The following is a 2,399-nucleotide window of genomic DNA, read 5'->3' on the forward strand; positions in this document are numbered from 1 at the left end:
GAGCTCCGCTCGGCGACCGTCCTCCAGCCCCCACCCACCACCATTCAAGGGACGAGCTCCGCTCGGCGACCGTCCTCCAGCCCCCACCCACCACCGTCCAAACCCATCGGGCCGTCCGTACCGCGGGCGGCCCGACCGGCGCATATAAGCGTGGTGTAAGGTCCAACGACGCACGGGGCGAACGTCACTAAACGACCAGCGGCAGGCCATGGGACGTCCTGTCCGCCCTGCCCGTGGTAAACCCAGGACGAGCGCGAGTCACGCGAGCGATGGAAGAAGGCGAGGGGGCCCGCCATGAGGCATGCACGGGACGGGGCTGCCGCGGCGATGAGCGCCGCTTCCAAGATCTTGGTCGCGCGGGGCAAGAACGAGCCCCAGGAGATGGAGAACCCCGACGTCGCCTGGGGTCAGCGCGCGCGTGACGGGGTGTGGGTGCCGACCAGGGACGGCCAGCGGATCCACGTCGGCATCGACGTGACGGCCGCCGACACGGTCGCGCAGGTGCTGCGCCCCAGCCTGCGGGTGTTCGTCGGCGTGGACGTCGACACCGACATCGTCGCGCAGACCACGGCCGGCGGGGTGCGCCTGCTCACCGTCATCCACGGGCCCGACGCCCCCAGCGAGTTCCGGTTCGCCGTCTCCCTCGCCGACGGCCTGGCGCTGGAGTCGATGCCGTCCGGCGGCTACGACGTCGTCCACCTGCGGTACGGCGCCACGGTGGGGCGGCTGTACAACCCGTGGGCCAGCGACTCGATGTTCCGGCAGGTGAAGGCGGACTACGCGCTGGAGGGCTCGGTGGTGACGATGCGCGTCCAGCACACCGACGCCTTCTACCCGGTCGTCGCCGACCCGCACTACGAGCGCTGACGCCCGCCCGGCGGCCGCACCGGGTCAGGGGCGCGGCCTCCGCACGCTGACGGGGTCCTCGAAGTCCAGCTCGCGGCTGATCTCGCGGAGCGTCTCGGCGCCGATCCTGCCCTTGCGGTAGAGCTTGCGCAGCTTCGCGCGCTGCGCCCGGACCAGTTCGGTGCGGACGCGCCGCTGGGCGGGCGCCCCTCCCGCTCGGTGCCCTCGCCGTCCAGGAAGTACCGGACGCGTTCGAGCCGCAGTTCGAGCATCTGCCGGAACGCCTCGGCGGTCTGCGCGTCGACCCCCTCGTCCTCGGCGAGCTCGTCCAGCCGCGCCAGCGCGGCCTGCAGCCCGGCCTTGCGGGCGAGCATCGACTCGGCCCACCGCCGGTCCGATTCGATGAGCCCCAGGCGGCGCAGCAGGACCGGCTGCAGCGGCGCCTGCCCGACCAGCGTGACCAGCACGACGAGCGCGGCGAGCAGGACCAGGAGCCCGCGCTCGTCCCCCACGGCGACGGGCAGCGACAGGGCGATGGCCAGCGAGATCGCGCCGCGCATACCGGCGAAGCCGATCACCAGGCGCTCCCGCCGGCCGAGCCCGGCCTGGCCGCGCCGGCCGCCGGGCACCCGCCGGGCCAGCGGCCCGTTGCCGAGCTGCCAGGCCGGCCGGACGCCGATCAGCACGGCCGACCCCGCCAGGGCGGTCGCCGCCACCATCGGCCACGTCTGGCCGCCGGGCTCGCGCACGATCTCCCTGACCTCCAGGCCGAGCAGCACGAACAGCGCCGACTCCAGCAGGAACGTCAGGATGCGCCGGAACGTGGTGCCGGCGAGCCGCGACGCCGGCTGCATGAAGCCCTCCCCGTGGGTGCCGATGGAGAACCCGGCGACGACGGTCGCGAGGACGCCGGACGCGCCGAAGTGGTCCGCGGGGATGAACGCGACGTACGGCGTGGCCAGGGACACGATGATCTGGCTGACCGGGTCGGTGATCCAGCGCCACCGCGGTCGCGGCCACCGGGTCGGTGGGCGAGACGGCCGCGCCGAACGCCGGCGCGGCGGCCCAGCCGGCGTCCGGCAGCAGGGCGTGCACGGTCGCGGCGACCGCGACGGTCGTGACGGTGGCGAGCCCGAAGGCCAGGGTGAAGATGGGCACGGCGTCGGCGCGGGTCTCCCGCCGGGCGGTGAAGAACGCCGCGTGGTAGAGCAGCGGCGGCAGGAAGCCGAGCAGGACCAGGTCCGGTGGGACGACGACGGCGGGCAGGGCGGGCACGAACCCGGCGGCCATCCCGAGCAGGACGAGCAGGATCGCGTCCGGCATGCGCAGCCGCCCGGCCAGGGCGCGGGCCGGCAGCACGACGATGGCGACGGCCAGGAAGACGATGAAGAGCCGGTCCTCCTCCACGGCCATGATCCTCTCCGGAATGCGGTCCGGTACGCCTCCCGGACCCCGCCGGCGAGTGGAACGTTCCGGCCGGGACGGGCCGTCCGGGACGCCAGCGTGTCCTGGCGGGGTGGGCGCGGAAGGGCGGGACGGCCGTCATATGGTGG

At 74.2% G+C, this 2,399-nt stretch carries 3 protein-coding genes and 1 pseudogene; 2 read left to right on the forward strand and 2 right to left on the reverse strand.

Features of this window, described 5'->3' with window-relative positions; genetic code table 11:
- Positions 1–294 precede the first annotated feature (294 nt).
- The gene (locus E1293_RS46395; protein WP_132206441.1) at positions 295–867 is read left to right on the forward strand and encodes a hypothetical protein; all 573 of its coding nucleotides are present in this window, start codon (positions 295–297) and stop codon (positions 865–867) included.
- Here the strand turns inward: E1293_RS46395 and E1293_RS48355 are convergent.
- Together E1293_RS48355 and E1293_RS50070 are read right to left on the reverse strand one after the other, a co-directional pair.
- The gene (locus E1293_RS48355) at positions 855–1,814 is read right to left on the reverse strand and encodes a cation:proton antiporter domain-containing protein (protein WP_165978721.1); all 960 of its coding nucleotides are present in this window, start codon (positions 1,812–1,814) and stop codon (positions 855–857) included. The two genes, E1293_RS46395 and E1293_RS48355, sit on opposite strands and share 13 nt — an antisense overlap.
- Before the next feature lie 91 nt (positions 1,815–1,905).
- Positions 1,906–2,157, reverse strand: a pseudogene (locus E1293_RS50070) (Na+/H+ antiporter); the annotation flags it as partial.
- Here E1293_RS50070 and E1293_RS50950 point away from each other — a divergent pair.
- Positions 2,047–2,399, forward strand: a 353-nt coding sequence (locus E1293_RS50950; RefSeq protein ID WP_207939534.1) for a hypothetical protein, incomplete at its 3' end; no start/stop codon positions are given. The pseudogene E1293_RS50070 and the gene E1293_RS50950 sit on opposite strands and share 111 nt — an antisense overlap.

Origin of the sequence: Actinomadura darangshiensis, assembly GCF_004349235.1 — a bacterium.
GTDB classification, from domain to species: Bacteria; Actinomycetota; Actinomycetes; order Streptosporangiales; family Streptosporangiaceae; genus Spirillospora; species Spirillospora darangshiensis.